We start from the raw sequence: 2,019 nt of genomic DNA, 5'->3' as shown, positions 1-2,019 counted from the left end.
TCGTTTGTAATTTTCTCGATTGAACGCAGGAGTTTTCCTGCAAAACTCTTTGGGCCTTTTTTCGATTCTTCGGCTTCTAGTTTTTGAAGCTGAAGTTCAAAAAGCGGGTGATTAATCAAAGTCCAATCGTGCAATGGTTCCTGGTTCAATTAGTCTTCGTTCACCAAAAGTGCATCGAGGTCAATCTGCTTGCCGTCGCCAAGGCTGCGCCAGTAAGCGAGGCGTTCCTTGCTAAGGGGAATGAGGTTTTGAGGATTTTCCATGATGTCCTTTTCGAGCAATTTCAGGAAGGCGTTTAGCGCCACGTCATCGTTGACGGTATCGGCCTTCTGCACGCGGATTTCGCCGTTCGGAAGAACTGTGTATAACAACTGGTCACGCTTAGTTAGGCCCAGAGCCTTGCGGACTGTGTCCGGGATGGTGGTCTGGTAGCGGTCGGTCAGAGTTGAAGTTGCCTGAATTGTGCTCATGTGGCAAAGGTAATGCAATTGCATTACCTAAGTCAATACCCAACACCAACCTGTTTATAACGTCTTGGATCCGGTTAAAAACGACCAATTTGGCTGTGTAAGACTGAATTTATGACAACAATCAATCGTTCAGCGTTGCACGCAGCCACAGGGCCAAACCTCACCGCCAAAGGATGGGGTCAAGAAGCAGCAATTCGAATGCTGCACAACAACCTCGACCCAGCAGTGGCCGAGCACCCAGAGAATCTGATTGTCTACGGCGGTAGCGGAAAGGCTGCGCGTAACTGGGCGAGCTTCGATGCGATCGTCAACACACTTACCAACCTTGAAAACGACGAGACCATGTTGGTGCAGTCGGGTAAGCCGGTTGGTGTTTTCCGCACCCACGAGTGGGCACCGCGCGTGCTGCTTGCAAACTCAAACTTGGTTGGTGACTGGGCTAACTGGCCAGAGTTCCGCCGCCTAGAACACCTAGGTCTAACCATGTACGGTCAGATGACCGCGGGTTCATGGATCTATATCGGCACCCAGGGAATTCTGCAGGGTACCTACGAAACTTTCGCGGCGGTAGCCGAACAATCTTTTGGTGGCACACTCGCCGGCACACTTACTCTTACCGGTGGTTGCGGTGGCATGGGTGGGGCACAACCTCTTGCAGTAACAATGAACGAGGGCACGTGTCTAATTGTTGACGTTGACCGCCGCTCACTCGAGATGCGCGTGCGCGATCGCTACCTTGATGAAATCGCTGACAATCTAGATCAGGCAATTGATCTTGCAGTGAAATACAAAAACGCACGCATTGCAAAGTCGGTTGGTGTCGTTGGAAACGCCGCAACTGTTTTTGCCGAGCTTCTAAAGCGCGAAGTACCAATTGACATCATCACTGACCAAACTTCTGCGCACGACCCGCTGTACTACATTCCAGAGGGAATGGATCTTGCCGACGCAAAAGATGCACGCGAAAGCAATCCGGAAGACTTCACTAAGCGCGCGCAAGCTGCAATGGCAAAGCACGTTGAAGCAATGGTTGGCTTCATGGACAAGGGCGCAATCGTCTTTGACTACGGCAACTCAATTCGCGACGAAGCACGCAAGGGTGGCTACGATCGCCCATTCGCATTCCCTGGTTTCGTGCCCGCCTACATTCGCCCACTCTTCTGCGAGGGCAAGGGTCCATTCCGTTGGGTTGCGCTATCGGGTGACAAAAAAGATATTTACCGCACAGACCAAGCAATGATGGAACTGTTCCCAGAAAACAAACACCTACACCGATGGCTCAACATGGCGCAGGAGCGCGTGCAGTTCCAAGGTTTACCAGCGCGCATTTGCTGGTTGGGTTATGGCGAACGCGACAAGGCAGGAGCAATTTTCAACGACCTAGTTAAGCGCGGCGAAGTTAGCGCACCAATTGTTATTGGTCGAGACCACCTTGACTGTGGTTCGGTTGCCTCGCCTTACCGCGAGACAGAAGCAATGCTCGACGGCTCAGACGCAATCGCCGACTGGCCAATCCTGAACGCCATGTTGAACGTGGCCTCTGGCGCCA

Annotated in this window: 2 protein-coding genes; one reads left to right on the top strand and one right to left on the bottom strand. The window is 52.2% G+C overall.

Annotated elements, in window-relative coordinates:
* Nucleotides 1–149: 149 nt before the first annotated feature.
* Nucleotides 150–470, bottom strand: coding sequence for a type II toxin-antitoxin system PrlF family antitoxin (locus tag Q0L26_RS05855; RefSeq protein WP_296648657.1), 321 nt, complete (start codon nucleotides 468–470; stop codon nucleotides 150–152).
* Between the two features lie 111 nt (nucleotides 471–581).
* Here Q0L26_RS05855 and hutU point away from each other — a divergent pair.
* Nucleotides 582–2,019 (top strand): urocanate hydratase (gene hutU, locus Q0L26_RS05850; RefSeq protein ID WP_296648652.1); only part of this gene is annotated, 1,438 nt, incomplete at its 3' end.

Origin of the sequence: Rhodoluna sp., assembly GCF_024641065.1 — a bacterium.
Taxonomy (GTDB): Bacteria; Actinomycetota; Actinomycetes; order Actinomycetales; family Microbacteriaceae; genus Rhodoluna.
Note: the sequence above shows the minus strand (reverse complement) of the source record. Positions and strands in the feature narration are given on the sequence as shown.

Coding starts and splice junctions, on each gene's coding strand:
- Q0L26_RS05855 (WP_296648657.1), bottom strand. CDS start 470: ATGAGCACAATTCAGGCAACTTCAACTCTGACCGACCGCTACCAGACC.